This window comes from Aeribacillus sp. FSL K6-8210, assembly GCF_037963925.1.
GTDB classification, from domain to species: Bacteria; Bacillota; Bacilli; order Bacillales; family Aeribacillaceae; genus Aeribacillus; species Aeribacillus composti.
Map to the genome: position 1 here is coordinate 1,330,081 of NZ_CP150172.1, position 18,706 is coordinate 1,348,786.

An 18,706-nucleotide genomic window follows, 5' to 3' on the forward strand; every position below is an offset into this window, starting at 1 on the left:
TTTTCATATATATTGTGAAGCCTCCTGAATATATATCTTCTTCAGGCGGCTTCAATGCCGCTTCATCTATTCAAAAAATTGATATATAGGATGGTGAAAAAATGGATCTCCGCGGATTAGGTTTGCTTTACAATGCGGCAGTGCGGTTCATTGATGAAAGTGTAGAGAAAGGTTTGGGCGATAAAATAGCCATTTGTTATCGCGATGAGCGCATACACTATAATGAATTGCAGGAGAAAGTCAATCAGACAGGCAACATGCTCCGTGAGCTCGGTTATAAATTGGAAGACCGCCTTTTAATGGTTTGCCACGATACACCCGAATTTATTTATTCATTTTTTGGCGCCATAAAAATTGGTGCTGTCCCCATTCCGGTCAACACCATGATGAAGCCATCCGATTATGAATATTTTTTAAACAACAGCCGGGCAAAGGGCTTAATCATCCATGAAGATATTTGGGAAAAGATTGAAGTTTACAAAGAACGGTTTTGCTTTTTGAAGGATATCATTATCATTCCGGACAGTGAAAGCGAACAATCAGGCACACATTTAAATTTCCTCCAACTGATGAATAGGGCAAGCAAAAAGCTTGATGCAGCCATGACGAACAAGGATGATCAAGCCTTTTGGCTGTTCAGCTCCGGAAGCACCGGTAATCCAAAGGGCGTCATCCATTTGCAGCATGATATGGAATATGCTTTCAGCACATATGCGAAAAAAATATTGCATATAAGTGAAGAAGACCGATGCTTGTCCGCATCTAAACTGTTTTTCGCCTATGGCCTTGGCGGAGGAATGTACTTTCCTTTAGGAGCAGGAGCTTCAACTGTATTAGTGAAAGAACGCGCAACTCCGGAAGCAATGTTTCAGGCGATTGAAACGTACAAACCGACCATTTTCTTTGGGGTTCCGACTTTATATGGAGCGATGATTGATTATGTGTCGCGAACGGGAAAACAATTCGATTTGAGCTCGCTCAGAGTTTGTGTATCGGCTGGAGAAGCGCTTCCGAAAGCATTTTACCGCAAATGGAAAGAAATGTACAATGTCGATATTTTAGACGGAATTGGTTCAACAGAGGCTCTCCACATATTTTTATCCAATCGGATTGGAGATGTAAAGGAAGGAAGCTCCGGAAAAGTCGTTCCTGGTTATGAAGCAAAAATTGTCGACGAAATGGGCAGGGAATTGCCTCCAAATGAAATGGGAGATTTGTTGATTCGCGGAGACAGCATCGCACATGGATATTGGAACCTTCATGAGCAAAACAAGAAAAAATTCGTCGGAGATTGGCTTCATACAGGTGACAAATATTATAAAGACGAAGAAGGATATTTTTGGTATTGCGGGCGCTCCGACGATATGCTGAAGGTTGGCGGGATTTGGGTATCGCCTGTAGAAGTCGAAAATTGCCTTCTTCAACATGAAAATGTACTGGAAGCTGCAGTTGTCAGCGTGCAAAATGAAAATAATCTTGTCATTCCAAAAGCATATGTTGTTTTGAAAGATAGAACGCCCTCCAAAGAAATGGAAGATGAATTAAAAAACTTCGTGAAGCAGCAGCTGGCCCACTACAAATACCCGCGAATTATAGAATTTATTGACGAACTTCCGAAAACAGCAACAGGAAAAATTCAGCGTTTTAAACTTCGGGAATTATTAAAATCGAATTCAGCTCAATAGTTTAAGACATAGCATTGAAAGGAGTACGTACATTTGAAAAGAAACGAATTTCAGCTCAGGGTGAACTTTGGAGATACGGATGCAGCCGGCATTGTATACTATCCGAATTATTTTAAATGGTTTGATATTGCAGGGCATCAATTTTTTAGAAGTATCGGCCTTGCTCCGGCTAAACTCATCAAAGAATACAGCATCATTCTTCCGCTGCTTGATGTCCGCTGTACGTTTGAGCAGCCGTTATATTATGACGACATTATCACTATTAAAACAGAAGTAATGGAAGTGAACCGGAAAACAATAAAACTGAAGCATGAAGTATATCGTGAAGATACAAGAACCGGGCACGGATATGAGCTCAGGGGGTGGGTGAAAGAAGAAAACGGAAAAAAATTTGCAGTGCCCATACCTGAAGAGGTGAAAAAATTGCTTCAAGAAGACGGGTTTGGTGAACAGGCTCAGATCAATCCATGGCTCAGCGCATAAATGAACATTGAAAAAATGTAATGGAGGAGAGTAGCGTGGATCTTAACGTATCCATTCATGATGTGTTTGAAAAAGCATATAAGCGCTATCCTGATAAAGAATTCATTTACGATGGCTATAAACGTTTAACTTACAAAGATATCAAACAAATGTCCGATTCCATCGCCTCCGCTTTCCACCAGCTCGGTATAGGGAAAGGAGACCGCATCATTGCATGCCTGCCGAACTGGCATGAGTTTCTTGCCATATATTTTGCAATTGCAAAAATAGGCGCCATATTAGTTCCATGCAATACGCGATATCGTGTTGAAGAATTGTCTTATATAGTGGCCAATTCTGGTGCAAAAGCAATTTTTGTGGTAGAAGAGCATGGCCATTTCCATACGGTAAAATCTTTAATGGAAAGTAATGAAAGCGCTTTGGAAATGGTGTTTACGGTGCGGTTTCAAGAAGATGGTCACCATTCCTTTGAAGATTTGCTGAAAATAGGACAGTCGAAGCTGCCGCCGGAAGTGTCCATCGATCCGAAAGAAGATGTGTTTTCCATTTTATATACTTCAGGAACAACAGGACTTCCGAAAGGTGCCATGCTCACGCATTTAAATTTTGTCCATAATGCCGCATGTACAGTGGAGGCGCTTCAATGCGACGAAAATGACGTATTTTTAGTGGTCGTTCCTGTCTTTCACGTGTTTGGCATGGTTCCAAGCATACTGGCAGCTGTGACTGCCTGTGCCAAAATGGTGTTTATGGAGCAATTTAAAGCGGAAGCTGTATTAAAAATGATTGAACAAGAAAAGATTACGATACACCATGGAGTTCCGACAATGTTTATATTGGAATTAAATCACCCTCAATTCAAATCCTATGACTTATCTTCGTTAAGAACAGGTATTATTGCGGCAGCACCATGCCCTGTCGAAGTCGTGAAAAAAATTAGAAATGAGATGGGATGCAATATAACTATTTCCTATGGTCAAACGGAAACATCTCCAGTTGTGACAATTACAAGCTTTACAGACAGTGACATCATTCGTTCAGAAACGGTCGGCAGAACGATTCCAGGAGTTGAAATTAAAGTTGTTGATGTGAATCGCCAAACTTTACCGACTGGAGAAATTGGCGAACTTGCTGTGCGCGGGTTAAATGTCATGAAAGGCTACTTTAACATGCCTGAAAAAACGAAAGAAGCCATTGATCAAGATGGCTGGCTTTATACAGGTGACTTAGTGACGCTTGATGAACAAGGTTATGTCCGCATCGTTGGACGGAAGAAGGAAATGATCATCCGCGGCGGCTACAACATTTATCCTCGAGAAATTGAAGAAATTCTTTATAAGCATCCGAATGTAGTAGAAGTAGCCATTATCGGGCTGCCTGACACTGTTTTAGGAGAGATTTCATGTGCGGCGGTAAAATTAAAAGACGGAGCTTTGGAAACGGAAGAATCGATGAAAAATTATTTAAAAGGAAAAATTGCTGACTACAAAATACCGGATAAAGTTGTTTTTGTCGATGAGCTGCCGATGACGCCGAGCGGAAAAATTAAAAAAGTAGAACTTCAGCAAAAATTAAAAGAAGATTTGCAAACAGAATTGCGATAATTTCATGCAAGGAAGATCAAACGGTAGACATATGTTTGATCTTCCTTCATCATAAAGTTAATCAACCTTCTGGAAAATTTGACATCCGATTGATGACCTACGGCTTCTTCATAACATTTTTTAAAAGAGTAGGAGTGAAACTGTTGAGACAAAAAGCGTCAAGATCGGAATTAATTGAAGTGGCTCAAGGACGGAGGCCCGCAGATTTAATTATCAAAAATGGTACGGTGATCAACGTCTATTCAGGAGAATTGTTGAAGCAAAATGTCGCTGTTTATCAAGACTCCATTGCATATGTCGGCGAACGGGATGTCCTTTCCGATGAACATACAAAAATTATTGATGCAGAAGGGATGTATGTTTCACCAGGTTTTATTGAACCGCATGCACATCCGTGGGTCATCTACAATCCTGTTAGTATGACTAGGAAAGTTCTTCCCCTTGGAACAACGACAACGGTAAATGACAATTTGTTTTTTTATTTGCATATGGGAGCTGCTGGATTTAAAAAAATGGTCAAAGACTTGAAAGACCTTCCGGGCAATTTTCTTTGGCTTGTCCGGCTTGTCTCGCAAGCGAATTTCAAAGGAGAAAGGGAATGGTTTAATCAAAAGGATGTCCAAGAGCTTTTAGAATTAGAAGAAGTTGTCGGAACAGCGGAGGTCACAAGATGGCCGCTTTTGTATCAGGCTGATTCCTTTTTGCTTGATACAATTGAAGTGGCAAAACAGAAAGGGAAAGTCGTGGACGGTCATACAGCGGGCTGTTCATATGAAAAATTGATTTCCATTGCTGCGAGCGGAGTCAGCGCTTGTCATGAAGCAATAACGGCAAAAGAGGCGCTGGACAGGCTGCGGTTGGGAATGTGGACGACTTTACGCAACAGCTCGCTTCGCCCTGATTTCCCTGAAGTTATAAAAATGATTACAGAAGGGAAAGTCAGTACACATCGAATTACGATGACAACCGACGGTCCACACCCTGGGTTTATCGAAAAAGAAGGCTTTGTCGATGGATTGATCAGAAGAGCTGTAGAATTAGGAGTGCCGGTCATAAACGCGTTGCAAATGGCTACGATCAATGCAGCCGTTTATTTGCGATTAGATGATTATATCGGCGGGATTGCTCCAGGAAAATTGGCAGACATTTTACTTCTTCCAGATTTGAAATATTTTCGGCCGGATATCGTCATTTCAAGAGGTGAAGTCGTAGCCGAGCAAGGAAATTTGCTTGTGTCGACACCAAAACTAAATTGGAATCAATATGTTGTCCGGGAGCCATTTGCGTTTTCGAAGCAACTTTTGGACGATTTAAACTTGTACCGTTACCCATATTCAAGTACTGAACAAACTGTTCCGGTCGCTTATTTTAAAAGCAATGTCATTACGCAGCGAAAAGATGTTAAGCTTCCAGAAGCAGAGGGATTCGCAGATATTTCCGGTGAAGAAGGCTTATTGTATGCATCGTTAATTGACCGGAACGGAAAGTGGGTGTCGAAAGCGATATTAGAACGATTTGCCGTTCATCTAGATGGGATGGCGTCAACTTACAATACTACAACAGAATTGCTTGTGATCGGAAGAAATCCAAAAGCGATGGCCCAGGCGGCTAAAAGAGTGCATGAACTAGGAGGAGGAATCGTCATTGTTGATGGCGAGGACATTGTGGTTGAAATACCTCTTCCATTTACCGGCATGATGACGGACGATTCATCATTTGATCAAGCTGTTCGATATCATGATGAGCTGTTAGCAGCCGTGCAGCAAAGAGGATTCCCATTCCATGACATTTTATATACGCTATTGTTTTTAACTTGTGATTTCTTGCCCGGTCTTCGTCTTATTCCATTTGGTTTGTATGATGTTAAGAAAAATGAAATGCTGCTTAAAGCGGAACCAATAAAAGATCAAATCGCGAAGTAAAACTAGAAAAAGAGAGCTGAGCCGTTTCCTCCAGGGGGGCAGCCCAAAAAGTCAGAGTTAACTGACTTTTTGAAGCCCCTTCATTTTAGGAACTTATCGGACAGGCCATTTTTCCAATCTTGTTTATATCCTTCAGAAGTCTTATGAAGGACTTTTCTTATGCTCTCTTTCTGAATTCGGTTCTTCAAAAGTTTTTCAGCATATACAATTGCTTCTTGTTGGACCTCATTGCCTCTATGAAGGCCATTTACAAATTTTATTCGATTATTTTTGTCCTTCACAGCAGTATTTCTCCAAAATCCTTCATTTTAGGAACTCAACGGAGAGCCCCTTCTTACAATTAGTCAAGAGTTTTTCGTAACTATTTGTTTCAGTGGATTTATTTAGGAGGCAGTGGTACCCCTTCCTCCTAAATAAATTTACGCATGCCTAATAGATCTAACGATTTTTGTTTTTTTCACTAGATCAAATATGTTATATTTTTCCTGAACAATTGCGAAGTTGCTGATGCGATTTCGTAATTGTACGTTAAAATGTGTGTATTAAGATGGAAGAGACACTTCAATAACTTATTCACACAAGCGATGGACGCAACTTTATGACATTTGTTATAAGGTTGCGTTTTTAATTTGTCGTAATATTCTACAAAATGATTGTTTCCAATGCGTCGTTGGCGTTAACGATTCCTTTTTCTTATCCACGATCTCATGGATTCAACATATTAAACCTGATCTTATAAGGTCCGTGAAGTAGGCCAGTTATTTCAATGCGAACCTATCGTTCTTTAGGCTGTCACGACCTTTTCTCCACTTCTACTAAAAAAATAGCAGCACAGACATTGGTCGTGGTCTGTGCTACTAATCTTAATATGTTTTTTTCGGGTTTCACATTGTTGAAGCCTCATTTGAGAGCAACAAGGATAAATACATGCTGAATCTCCTACTATTTGTTTTTTTATATAGTAAACTCCTTTTCTGGTGCACTTTAATCAATCGGGAAGCAGGCTGGATGGACGAAAATGGACAAGAAACATTCTGGGAATGTCGGTACAGTTTGGAAAAGATGTACTTATCGTTTGTTCCAACATTTGAAAATCGGCAGGAAGAATCGTTTAAAAAATAGCAGATGCGGAAAACTCAGTTCATCATTATCTTACGGTTCGTTTCAAAAGAAAAAATTTCCTGGGAAAAGCTTGAAAACTATAATCCAATTTTTCGGTTGAAGGCGGTGCTTCTCATCGTCTGTCCATTGGTTGGCGAACAAATAAAAGTTTTGAACATCTGCCAGTTACAAACAGACAGAAAATAGTTTAGAAGAGATGTACTCACTGTTTTAAATAGCACAATCATATAAATCAAACTTTGAAAAAGGACAACAGTCTTTCACAGCGTAAAAAGCTGTGCTTTTTTGACGCAAAAAAATTTTTCCAGAAAGTATTGTCATTTTTTTCATAATAAAGTATGATTTATCTGTATTAAGAATTATAATACAGTTAATACAGATGTGGGGGCTGCGGGAAAATGCTTGATATAGATTTTCGAAGCCGAAAACCGATCTATGAACAGCTTGTCGATCAAATAAAAGAGATGATTGTAAGCGGAGTGCTGAAAGGGGGAGAACAACTTCCCTCCGTCAGAGTGCTTGCACAGCAATTGACGGTGAATCCAAATACAATTCAAAAAGCTTACCGTGAGCTGGAGAGGATCGGATATATTTACTCGATTCAGGGAAAAGGAAATTTTGTTTCGGAGAAGATTGAGGCATCTAATCAGGAAGAGCTGAAAATGGTTAAAGAAAATTTGCAAAAATTAGCACAACAAGCATTATTTTTAGGGATGCAATCTGATGAGCTCCTGCAGATCATGGAGGAAATTATCAAAGATCATCAAGGGGGAAAAAGAGATGATTGAAGTCAAAAAGGTATATAAAACATTTCAAAATGCGACTGTGTTATCTAACATCGATTTACAAATTGAAAAAGGATCCATCTTCGGGCTTCTAGGTTCAAACGGCGCTGGAAAAACGACGCTGTTGAAGCTGATCGCAGGTTTGTATAAACAAGATAGGGGAGACATTTTAATTGATAAAAAACCTGTATTTGAAAATGAAGACATTAAGCAAAGATTCATATTCCTTACAGATATTCCTTATTTTTTCCCTCATTATACGATCAAACAGATGGCGAATTTTTATGAAAACATATATCCATCCTTCAGCAGAGAACGATTTCAAACATTGCAGGATGTATTTGATCTAGATCTTAAGCAAAAAATTTATCGCCTGTCAAAAGGAGTTCAGCGTCAAGTGGCATTTTGGCTCGCTTTTTCCGCAATGCCTGAACTGCTCATTTTAGACGAGCCGTTTGACGGTTTAGATCCGGTCATGAGGAAAAAAATGAAAAATATAATCATCCAAGATGTGGCAGCGAGAGAAATGACTGTGATCGTCTCTTCCCACAACTTGCAGGAAGTAGAGGATATAAGCGACCATATCGGCATTTTGCATAAAGGTGAACTGCTAATAAAACGGAATTTGGATGACCTAAAGTCGAATATACACAAAGTGCAAATTGCCTTTCAAGGAAGCGTTCCTTCGGAAATGCTGCAGCAGCTTCAAATTGTCTATCAGGAACAAAGAGGCAGCGTGCATTTATTCATTGTAAAAGGAAATGCTGATGAATTTTCCAGCTATATAAAAAGCTTTAAGCCTCTTTTATTCGATTTGCTCCCGCTTACATTGGAGGAAATTTTTATTTATGAAATGGGGGAAAAAGGATATGCAATCGAAAACATCCTTATTTAAAAAAGAGCTGTTAATTCAAAATTTCCGTTCTGTCGGTTGGGTAGGACTTACGTTTTTGATCGGTCTAATTCTATCAGTACCGATGGAAATTGCGGTGTTGTTTTCCGGGAGAGAGAATTATAATGAAGAGAACATATATGAAAGTTTGTTTTCCATTGCACAAGAACTTCAATTACTCATGTTAATCGTGATACCTGTGCTTATGTCCATTTTTTTGTTTCGGTTCCTGCATGTAAAGCAATCCAGCGATTTTCTTCATAGTCTTCCGATAAATCGGAAAATGCTTTTTTGGCATCATTGGCTGACGGGTGTTGTGTTTTTAATCGTACCTGTCATGATTACTTCTCTAATATTGGCCGTTTTAATACAGGTGTTTGATTTGTCGAGTTATTTTCGTGATTTGAACCTTGTTAGATGGTTTTGTACTTATTTAGCATATACGTTATTATTGTTTTCTATCGGCACCTTCTCTGCCATGCTGACAGGAATTAGCACGATTCAAGCTGTATTGACATTGATTATTTTATTGTTTCCTTTCGGGGTTTATCAACTTATAGTGTACAATTTGCAATACATTTTGTTTGGATTTCCGAGCGGCTATTATTTGAATAATAATCTTTGGATCGAATTTTTTTCACCGCTTACGAGGCTGATTTCTCTCGAATTCCAGCCTTTCTCTTGGTGGGAAATCGCCGTTTATTTATTGCTAGCAGCCTTGTTTTGCTGTATTTCCTTGCTTCTGTACACACGGCGGCCAGTCGAATATGTGTCACAAGCCGTTATTTACTGGAAGCTTAAACCAGTTTTTAAATATGGCGCCACTTTTTGTACGATGCTGCTCGGTGGGATGTATTTTGGCATTATTGACTATAGCGGAAGCTTATTATGGATTTGTACCGGATATGTAGTTGGTACACTCATCGGTTATTTTATAGCTGAAATGATCTTGCAGCAGACGTGGCGAATCAAGCCTAATTTCAAAGGATTGTTTATTTATTCTATTACAGTGATACTTGTATTCATTTTGACCGGTTCTGGTGCGGGAGGATATGAGAAAAAGGTTCCGAGAGTTGCAGAAATACAATCGGTATTTTTCAGCAATTATTGGTATTACGAGGACGAGATGATTAAAAAGTTTATCTACCAGGAACCGGAAATAATCGAAGCAATTCAAAAGCTGCATACAGAAATCGTTGCCGAAAATAGATCCAAAGATGTTTCCGAACCTGAATCGTTGTTTATCGTCTATTATTTAAAAAATGGAAGCAAATCGATCCGCCAATATGAAGTTGATCGGAAATCGTTCGAACGATATTTGAAGGAGATTTATGAATCGAAGGAATATAAAAAAGCAAACTATGAAGTTCTAGACGTAAACGATCAAGATGTTGAACAAATAGTATTTCATTCTAACTATTCAAACTACTATGTTGAAAAAGTGGATATTGCCAATAATTCTGATCAACTTGCAAAAGCATTAAAAGCATTAAAAAATGACATCGCGAATCTTACATATGAAGATATGATCGATGAAAGAAAAGACTGGGGAGAAATTGAAATCACTTTAAAAAATAATAAGCAATTATTCATTCCATGGAAAAAAAGCTTTAAAGAGTTCGATGAGTGGATGAAGAATAACGGAACGGTTAAAAACGCAAGAGTGACAGCTGATGATGTCCAATATGTACTCATAACGGAGAATAACATCAATCACGATTTGGATTATAAAAATATGCTGAAAGAAATTGAACAAGATCCGCAAACGGTCAAAATTGTAGATAAACAGTTGATTGAGCAATGCTTGCAAGATGAAACAGAATCGACTTCAGGAAAAAATATTATGTTCATTGTTTATAAAAATGGAAATTATGAGGTTGGCAGCTTTGTTCATCCAGAAATAGCTGAATCGATCAAGAAACAGGCAAAAAAATAAAAAAGGATTGGAGAATTATGAATGATATAATATCCGCTCAAGAGAGCTTTCAAGACATCTATTGTATGTTTTATAAAAAAGTGTACCGGATTGCTTTTTCCATAACGAAAGATGTACATTTGGCAGAAGACGTATTGCAGGAAACATTTTTGAAATTTTATCAAAAGGCTGAACAAATTGAGGATATGGAAAAAATCTCTGGTTGGCTCAGTACAGTAGCAGCGAGAACTGCGATTGATTTTCTTCGGAAGGAACAGAAAACGCCGTGCCCCCTAGACGAATTATTGATCAGTCAAGGGGGCAATGTGGAACAAACAGCAGAATATGAATGGCTGAAAGAGACCATTTCTCAAGAAATTCGGAAACTAAAACCGAAATACCGTGAAATTTTAGAATTGAAATTGTATTATGATTTAAAAGAACAGGAACTAGCTCAACAGCTAAAGCTTTCGAAAGGAACAGTTAAAACTAGGCTTCACAGGGCAAGACGCACGCTGAAAGTGTCGCTGAAAGATGCGATGTAAAGTTCGGGTGCTCTTGCCCCTTTTTTACGTCTTTTCCCAGATTTTTAAAATCAGGGGAGAAGCTTATGAATTTTTCGCTTTTCGATATTGATACTGTTTCCATTGGAACCGGATAAAGCAGCCGATGCAAAATCCTAAAATCGCAATGAAAGCCGCTGAAAAAACTAAAATCGAAAAAATATATCCTAAAACATCAATATGAAAAGAAAATCCGATAAATGCTAGCAGCAAGCAAGTGCAGGCAATGATTTGATTGAATTGCTGATCAGATCTATCTTCTAAATGATAGGACGAATGCGGTTTTCGCAAAAACGTTTTAGCGGCCGCCATAATCGGATTGACGCCAAAAATAAGTCCAATCAAACCAGCAATAAGCGGAATAAGAAGAAAAAGCGGCTCGTTTGTGATCCAAGTGATCAAAACAGACAAAACAATTGTCCATTGATTCGTTCAAACTAGAGGACGAGGGATGCCGTCCATGGAAATCCCACCTTTCCATATATGTTTTATGATATTTATATCATAAATGTGCAGGCATTGCATCTTTTTTGATTTTGATCAAGCCTCCATTCATATAATTATGTTACAATGGTTGGTAGATATTATGGAAATTAGGGGGATATGAAAATGTCAATCGGTTATGTAAATGGTCGCTTTGTTGACCTCAATGAACCGGTGATCCCGATTGATGAAAGAGGACACCAGTTTGGAGACGGAGTGTATGAGGTGATCCGCGTTTATAACAAAAAGCCGTTTATGCTGCGCGAGCATTTAGAGCGGTTACAGACAAGTGCTGAAGCGATTAAATTAAAACTCGATCAAACATTGGAGCAATATGAACAGCTGATAAAAGAAGCAATTGAAAAATCAGCATTAACAGATTGCGACGTCTATTTGCAAATTACGCGCGGAGTGGCCGTTCGAAATCATTTGTTTCCAGATGTTTCTGTTTCAACAACGATGACCGTAAGACCTGCAAAGCAATTGCCCCGTCATTTGCGGGAGAACGGCGTTTCTGCTATATTCCATGACGATGAGCGGTGGGCCAATTGCTATATTAAATCGCTTAACTTATTGCCGAATATTTTAGCTAAACAAACCGCCCATGAAAAAGGAAGCTATGAAGCGATTTTAGTCCGTGATGAATATGTGACGGAAGGATCGAGCTCCAACGTATTCATCGTCAAAAACGGAACAATTTATACGACGCCGCTATCAAAGCATATATTGTCAGGAATTACAAGAATGGCGGTAAAATCGATCATTGAAACAGAAGGTTTAACATTAGTAGAAGAAAAGTTTACGAAAGAGGATGTACTTGAAAGCGATGAAGTCTTCATTACGAGCACAACTTCTGAAATTTTACCAATCGTGACCGTAGACGGGCAAAAAATTGGCACGGGAAAACCGGGTGAGATCGCGACAACACTTTATCAAAAATTCCAAGAAAACATCGCAAACGAATAACGAGCCTATTGATCGTATAAGCCTGCAAGAAATCTTTCCTGCCAGGCTTTTTTTTATCATAAAAAACAGGGGGAAAACATGAATATTATTGATCTTCATTGTGATGCGCTGATGAAGCTGGCGAATGCTAAAGGAAAGCTGAAGTTTGCTAACGCCTCGTATTTGGATACGAATAAACAAAGATTGATCAAAGGTAAAATTAAGGTTCAATGCTTTGCCGTCTTTATCGATCAAAAAATAAAAACTGAATACAAATTCCAAGCGGCGCTTGAACAAATCGATCTGTTTTTTACAGAAGTGCTTGGAAACAATCCGGAAATGAAGCAAATAAAGGATTGGTCTGATTTTTATAAGCTTGAGGAACATGAAATTGGGGCGATGCTGACTCTCGAAGGTGTTGATGCGATTGGAGGAGATCTCTACAAACTTCGACTTCTTTATCAGCTGGGAGTTCGATCGGTTGGATTGACATGGAATTATGCCAATCTGGCAGCTGATGGAGCACTTGAAGAACGAGGCGCTGGTGTAACAGCATTTGGCAAGGAAATCATAAAAGCAAACAATGAGCATCGAGTTTTCACTGATGTCTCCCATTTATGCGAGCGTGCGTTTTGGGATGTAATCGAGCTTGCGGATTATCCGATTGCGACCCATTCAAACGCCCGCGCCTTATGTGATCATCAGCGCAATTTAACCGATGAACAGGCAAGGGCAATGTTTCAAAAAGGCGGTACCATTCACATCGTGTACGCCCCCCAATTTTTAACAACTAATGATCAGGCAGCAATCAAAGATGTAATCAAACATATCGACCATTTTTGCATGCTAGGTGGAGTGAAACAAATCGGACTTGGCTCTGATTTTGACGGAATTGAGCAAAAAGTAATAGGATTGGAAGATGCGGCAAAAACACAAAACTTGATCAATGAACTGCTGAAATATTATAATGAGGACGAAGTGAAAGGATTTGCGTATCAAAATTTTCTCAATCATTTACCGAAATAGGTGCAAAAGCAAACTGTTAAGATTGCTTTTTTTTTGAGTTTAAATCCCCAAAAACATACTTGACTTATCGGAATTATAAACATTATAATAAAAAAAACGAACGATTAAAGGTGGTTAATTTTATGGAAAAAATGTACTATATTCCGAGCCAACAGGCATCGTTAGCTGCCACATTGCATATACCGAACGCTCCATCTAAAAACGAAAAATTTCCGGTTGTTGTTATTTGTCACGGTTTTGTAGGAAGCCGAATAGGTGTCAACCGATTGTTCGTCAAAGCAGCCAACCATTTTGCTTCGCTCGGCTTTGCCGTTTTGCGGTTTGATTACGAAGGCTGCGGCGAAAGCAGCGGTATTTACGGAACTTATGGCCTCGACCGCTTTATTGAACAAACGATTCATGTTATCGATTTTGTTGAAAAGCTTCCTTTCATTGACAAACATGAATTATATTTGCTTGGCCATAGTTTAGGAGGAGCAGTGGCGACACTCACAGCTGTACGGGATGACCGCGTGAAAAATTTGGCGATTTGGGGAGCGGTCGGTCGGCCATTTGAAGATATAGCGGCCATAGTTGGAAAGGAAGGTTTAGAAGAAGCAGAATCAAGCCAATATGTTGATTATGAAGGCTATTCCTTAACGAAAACATTTTTCCGCTCGCTTGAACAGTACACACCTTTACAAGAGGCAAAATCGTTTACAGGTGACGTATTCGTTGCCCACGGAACAGAAGATGAAGTCATTTCTCCTTCTTATGCTTGCCTGTATGAAAAAAGCTTCAAAAAAAGGGCTAACAGCGTTGAAAAATCACTCATTATCGGCGGAAACCATACATTTTCGTCTATTTGTCATTCAACCGAATTGTTTCAACAAACAGGAGAATGGCTTGAACGGCAAAGAAAGTTAAACGATGATCGAAAAAAAAGATTATTTAATGAAAGAGTTTCTAAACGAAAAAGAAGGTTGACCGGACAGCTCGGTCAACCTTCTTTTTGTGCGCCCGGCATGGGTGTAATCTATAGGGTGAAAGTCCCGAGCTGCGAAGGCAGAAGTAGCAGTTAGCTTAACGCAAGGGTGTCCGTGGTGACGCGGAATCTGAAGGAAGCGAGCGGCAAACTTCCGGTCTGAGGAACACGAACTTCATATGAGGCTAGGTATCACTGGGTGAGTTTGCAAGACAAAACAAAGCCCTTTCTGCCGAAGGTGATACAGAGTAAATGAAGCAGATGGATGGAAGGAAAGATTACACTCTTACCCGGGGAGGTCTGGCGGATATGTGAAGTACGCTTCATAACCTACTTAGTGATAAGTAGCTGAACCGTCAGAAGTCAGCAGAGGTCATAGTATTAGTTGGTCTAGAACAACTAAGAAGGACCGAACAATTAAGAGAGAATAGCCCTTGGCATTCAGTGAGTCATGATGAACACAGAAAACGTAGTACCTCACTTGAGGGAGGAAGCGGTGAATCCCGTGGGAGATCTCTTGGAGGGTGGAGTGACCACTGGCATAAAGAGAACAGCTATTCACGGAAGTTATAAAGACTTGCGTCAATTATCTTAATTGAACCGCCGTATACGGAACCGTACGTACGGTGGTGTGAGAGGACGGGAGTTAATCGCTCCCTCCTACTCGATTTAATAATAAGGAGAAATCAAGATGTATACAAGAACACCAGTAAATGAGACGTATAGCCAAATCGGCATCGCCCAGCGAACAATTTTCCGGTGTTTTTCTACCTGTCTTGACATTCCCCAGAAAAAGGCAAACAATGCAAGCGGAACAATGACGGCTGCTAATATGCTATGGGAAGTTAGAATAAATAAATAAAATGTTTTCATAAATCCTTCACCGCCATAACGGGTCGGTTCAGATTGCAAAAAATGATAGGTTAAATAAGAAATACAAAATAAGGTGGTCGTTGTAAACGCTGCGATGATAAAGTTCCGGTGTACTTTAATATTTTTCTTTTTAATTGCATAAAGAGCAGCGAGCAGAAAGACGAACGTAAAGCTGTTAAAAATCGCATTAAGTCTTGGGAAAATCGTCAAATCAAAATGGACTTCGCCTCGATATCCGATTGGAGAGAAAAATAACAGTAAAATAATGGCATTTATAATAACTGACAGTGTCACAACAATGCCGGTGTAATTTTTTTTGTTGTGAGGCTGTTCATAGTTTTGGATGGAGTCCATTTTTTTCCTCCTAACATAAATTTTCTCATTGTATATTTTATCATTTTAAAATGGATTTAAAAGTGACAAAGTGGTGAAAATCGAAATTTTGACAAATCTCTACTTAAATTATAGAAAAATTTTGATAAAATGGAAATAAAGAAAAAAATAGTTCTTTTGGAGGGGATGAGGATGTACAAAAAAATATTAGTTCCAATGGATGGGTCTGCCCATTCTACACGCGCGCTTGAGCATGCTGTAAAACTTGCCAAAACAGTTGGGTCTGAAAAAATCACGATTTTGCATGTCAATAATTTAAGATTTACAGAACAGTATTATTTTGTTGATATTTCCAAATTAATTGATGAAGAAAACGAAGCGATTTTAAAACCAGCGATTGATTTCCTTACTGAAAGCAACGTACCGCATGAAACACATATTTTCCAAGGGGAACCAGCAACAATTATTACGGATTATGCAAAAGAACATGACTATTCCATCATTGTAATGGGAAGTGCCGGAAAAGGCGCACTGAAAGCAACGTTGTTGGGAAGCGTCAGCCGAAAAGTAGCCCAAGAGGCTCAATGTCCAGTCTTAATCATTAAATAAAAATAAGAAATTTGTCCATTTTAGTTTACATACGAGCTAAAATGGGCTTTTTTTGTTTGCTATAAAGTGAAAGGGAAAAATTGTTCAAAGCTTTTGATCATTACTGGATAGGATGAAATGAAGAGGGGATGGGCTCTAAAGAGAATAACAATATGCCTTGCATTACAGCAGAAGCTGTTTGGGGAATACTTTACAATTGCTGCAGCAAGAAAGGCGGTTTGCGGCATGCACTGCCCATGAATAACAGCAATATAAACGTATTTGTGCATTAAATGAAAAACGTAGAGCAGCGACGTCTGGTTTATAAGCAATCAACTTTCTGCAAGGAAAAGCAAATCAATTGCTCTATTGTGTACATCAATCGGCACCAGCTGTTACGGCTTGATAAAAGAAAGGGACCCAAAATGCTGACCTTTTTGGATCCCTGCTTTTATGGCCAAAAATGAGTGCAAACGTTAAAATACTGGAACATCTTTTTATGGGAATCGCTTTAAAATCCCTTTTCCTTTTCACACATTTCCACTGCAAAGCTTCTTTAGCAGGACAGACCATTTTTTTCATTAAAATAGGCATCAAACGTTTCAGCTTTCAAAATTTCTGTTGAACGTTTCCATAGATTTGGGAAGAGGATCGCATTCAACACTATAAGAATAGCCATTGTATGCATTTCATATTTCGGTCGCCAACTGCATGTGACGAGGATTTCATTTTTTTGATATCTCTGATACAGTTACAAACTCATAACCTTGTTGTTTTAAATATGGCAAGATTAGCTTCAATGCCTCTACTGTGGATGAATGAATATCGTGCATTAAAATGATGGAACCGTTTTTTGTCTTGGCTTGAACGATTTTAAGTACTTTTTTTGGGTCATCCGTTTTCCAATCTAATGTATCTACAGTCCATAGAATGATAGGCTTTTCAATAGCTGATCTGACCTTTTGATTAACAGCCCCATATGGAGGGCGGACGCAATTCGCTTTTAAGCCCGATGCCTTGAAAATTTCTTGATCGGTCATATTTATTTCTTCAAGTATTTTCTCTTTTTTTATAGTTGTAAAATCTTTATGGCTAAAGCTGTGGTTGCAAATTTCATGTCCTTCCGAACCTATTCTTTTTACAATATTAGGATAAAAATTAACTCTTTGACCAATCACAAAAAAAGTGGCTTTTGCATGATACGATTTTAATAAATCCAAAATTTCTGTTGTATATTTTGGGTGAGGGCCGTCATCAAATGTTAGAGCAACTATTTTTTTGCTTTTGATCGGCTCGTCTTTTTGGATGGGAGGTTTTTTCGGCAATGGTTCTGCTTTTTTTGGTTTGTTTTCTTCCATCCATAATCGCTTTCGCCACTCCTCTGTCAATAACTCTTTTCCTTTCGTTAAAGGAATGGAAATTTCAGGACTTTCAGCACCTTCTGTTACTTCATTGCTATGAAACTTGAAAACAATGAATTTGTTTGTCAAATAAATATTGGAAAAATCGTTATATGGGTGATTGAGCCACTTGTTAAGCTTCTTTTTGCTAAAGCTTTTTTTATATTTTTTTGATTGAAGAAACTGGTCCGTCAATTGAACATGCAGCTTTTCTTTTGTTTTTTCATCGATTTCAAGAATGTCTTGGCTGTTTATAAAACGTTCTGCTGCCAAATCGACTATGAAGATTTTAAAGTCTTTACTTTCTTTTTCCCCATCTGAATGGCTTTCCGAAGTAAAAACAAAAGAATAGACGCTGTCTGTGACCGGATAGAGGCGAAAAGTCAGAGAAAAATTCGACGAATCTTTAAACAAGCGCCATTTTTGGGATTGAATTTGTTCGTGAAACCGTCTTTTCTCTTCTTTGACGTAAGACTGGATGGATGCATTCAGTTTGCTGCTTTGAAATCTCGGATAGTGTATGGCGGAATGGAATTCTTTTTTATCCTCAATATCTGAAATTAAGTCAACTCCATCATATTGCGATTTTTCTATTTGTTTGCTTCCATTTGCTGGGACAGACTGTACCCTTAATGTTTTGTAATAAAAAGACATTAAAAAAATGAAAATGATCGAAATGAAAACGATGCCGCTTATTTTCCATACAAACGATTTCACTAATGTTCACTGCCTTCTTTAAATAAATGCCGTATGTAAAATGTCAACGAATATAGAGTACTATCAGGATGAAAAGATGTCAAAGCCGTTTTCCATTTTTAATAAATTTTTTTAAAATTGGCTTTTATATCCATACATTTCTGCGATCCTTATGAAATTCGAAATATCATCATAAATATATTGTTTCAGTCCGTTTTCTTGAGCTTGATTCATATACTTGATGATTCTTTATCTTCTTGTCATTTCATTCATTGCTTCGGTTTGGATATGCGCTTCACCAATCTTTTTTGAAAGCTTCGTAAAGAGGTATGGATCTAGTGTAAATGTTAGTTGTCGTTCGAAACCTTTATCTCAACCTGTTTCGTGACGATCTAGCGGTGAATAAAGAAGCCGAGAGAATGCGTAA

15 protein-coding genes and 1 pseudogene are annotated in these 18,706 nt (G+C 38.7%); 12 read left to right on the plus strand and 4 right to left on the minus strand.

Translation table 11 applies throughout. The features are described from left to right. Positions 1-101 precede the first annotated feature (101 nt). The 4 genes from NSQ41_RS06495 (at position 102) to NSQ41_RS06510 (ending at position 5,694) form a co-directional block, all read left to right on the plus strand. Positions 102-1,685, plus strand: coding sequence for a benzoate-CoA ligase family protein (locus tag NSQ41_RS06495; protein ID WP_339199476.1), 1,584 nt, complete (start codon positions 102-104; stop codon positions 1,683-1,685). Between the two features lie 33 nt (positions 1,686-1,718). Next, positions 1,719-2,168 (plus strand): thioesterase family protein, encoded by a 450-nt coding sequence (locus tag NSQ41_RS06500; protein WP_063389426.1) that lies wholly within the window; start codon positions 1,719-1,721, stop codon positions 2,166-2,168. Positions 2,169-2,203: 35 nt separating this feature from the next. After that, positions 2,204-3,772: a long-chain-fatty-acid--CoA ligase gene (locus NSQ41_RS06505; RefSeq protein ID WP_339211263.1), complete on the plus strand. Its 1,569-nt coding sequence runs from the start codon at positions 2,204-2,206 to the stop codon at positions 3,770-3,772. Positions 3,773-3,915: 143 nt separating this feature from the next. Continuing rightward, entirely contained in the window at positions 3,916-5,694 is a 1,779-nt protein-coding gene (locus tag NSQ41_RS06510; protein ID WP_066251041.1) for an adenine deaminase C-terminal domain-containing protein, read from the plus strand. A gap of 460 nt (positions 5,695-6,154) precedes the next feature. Here the strand turns inward: NSQ41_RS06510 and NSQ41_RS06515 are convergent. Then, positions 6,155-6,382, minus strand: a pseudogene (locus tag NSQ41_RS06515) (hypothetical protein); the annotation flags it as partial. Positions 6,383-7,214: 832 nt separating this feature from the next. Here NSQ41_RS06515 and NSQ41_RS06520 point away from each other — a divergent pair. Genes NSQ41_RS06520 through NSQ41_RS06535 form a run of 4 tightly spaced genes read left to right on the plus strand, consistent with a single transcriptional unit; the run spans position 7,215 to position 10,953 of the window. Then, entirely contained in the window at positions 7,215-7,604 is a 390-nt protein-coding gene (locus NSQ41_RS06520; RefSeq protein WP_063389422.1) for a GntR family transcriptional regulator, read from the plus strand. Continuing rightward, the gene (locus NSQ41_RS06525; RefSeq protein ID WP_063389421.1) at positions 7,597-8,496 is read left to right on the plus strand and encodes an ATP-binding cassette domain-containing protein; all 900 of its coding nucleotides are present in this window, start codon (positions 7,597-7,599) and stop codon (positions 8,494-8,496) included. Before NSQ41_RS06520 ends, NSQ41_RS06525 begins: the two co-directional genes overlap by 8 nt. Next, positions 8,471-10,429 carry a DUF6449 domain-containing protein gene (locus tag NSQ41_RS06530; RefSeq protein WP_339199482.1) on the plus strand — a complete coding sequence of 653 codons (1,959 nt, stop codon included), beginning with the start codon at positions 8,471-8,473 and terminating at the stop codon, positions 10,427-10,429. The genes NSQ41_RS06525 and NSQ41_RS06530 overlap by 26 nt, the downstream gene beginning before the upstream one ends. A gap of 17 nt (positions 10,430-10,446) precedes the next feature. Then, a complete protein-coding gene (locus NSQ41_RS06535; protein ID WP_339199485.1) occupies positions 10,447-10,953 on the plus strand; it encodes a sigma-70 family RNA polymerase sigma factor in 507 nt (168 codons plus the stop codon). Between the two features lie 63 nt (positions 10,954-11,016). Here NSQ41_RS06535 and NSQ41_RS06540 read toward each other — a convergent pair whose 3' ends face one another. Further along, entirely contained in the window at positions 11,017-11,382 is a 366-nt protein-coding gene (locus NSQ41_RS06540) for a DUF4395 domain-containing protein (protein ID WP_339199488.1), read from the minus strand. Between the two features lie 198 nt (positions 11,383-11,580). Here NSQ41_RS06540 and dat point away from each other — a divergent pair, with 198 nt between their 5' ends. From dat to NSQ41_RS06555, 3 genes are all read left to right on the plus strand, one after another. After that, positions 11,581-12,420, plus strand: coding sequence for a D-amino-acid transaminase (dat, locus tag NSQ41_RS06545; protein ID WP_339199491.1), 840 nt, complete (start codon positions 11,581-11,583; stop codon positions 12,418-12,420). Positions 12,421-12,498: 78 nt separating this feature from the next. Continuing rightward, positions 12,499-13,425 carry a dipeptidase gene (locus tag NSQ41_RS06550; protein ID WP_066251054.1) on the plus strand — a complete coding sequence of 309 codons (927 nt, stop codon included), beginning with the start codon at positions 12,499-12,501 and terminating at the stop codon, positions 13,423-13,425. Positions 13,426-13,547: 122 nt separating this feature from the next. Continuing rightward, a complete protein-coding gene (locus tag NSQ41_RS06555; protein ID WP_339199495.1) occupies positions 13,548-14,486 on the plus strand; it encodes an alpha/beta fold hydrolase in 939 nt (312 codons plus the stop codon). Positions 14,487-15,058: 572 nt separating this feature from the next. Here NSQ41_RS06555 and NSQ41_RS06560 read toward each other — a convergent pair. After that, entirely contained in the window at positions 15,059-15,616 is a 558-nt protein-coding gene (locus tag NSQ41_RS06560) for a DUF420 domain-containing protein (protein WP_339199498.1), read from the minus strand. 171 nt (positions 15,617-15,787) lie between these two features. Between NSQ41_RS06560 and NSQ41_RS06565 the strand changes: the two genes are divergently transcribed. Continuing rightward, positions 15,788-16,204 (plus strand): universal stress protein, encoded by a 417-nt coding sequence (locus tag NSQ41_RS06565; RefSeq protein WP_339199501.1) that lies wholly within the window; start codon positions 15,788-15,790, stop codon positions 16,202-16,204. A 704-nt stretch (positions 16,205-16,908) separates the two neighbouring features. Here NSQ41_RS06565 and NSQ41_RS06570 read toward each other — a convergent pair. After that, positions 16,909-18,300: a polysaccharide deacetylase family protein gene (locus tag NSQ41_RS06570; protein ID WP_339199505.1), complete on the minus strand. Its 1,392-nt coding sequence runs from the start codon at positions 18,298-18,300 to the stop codon at positions 16,909-16,911. Positions 18,301-18,706: the final 406 nt, after the last annotated feature.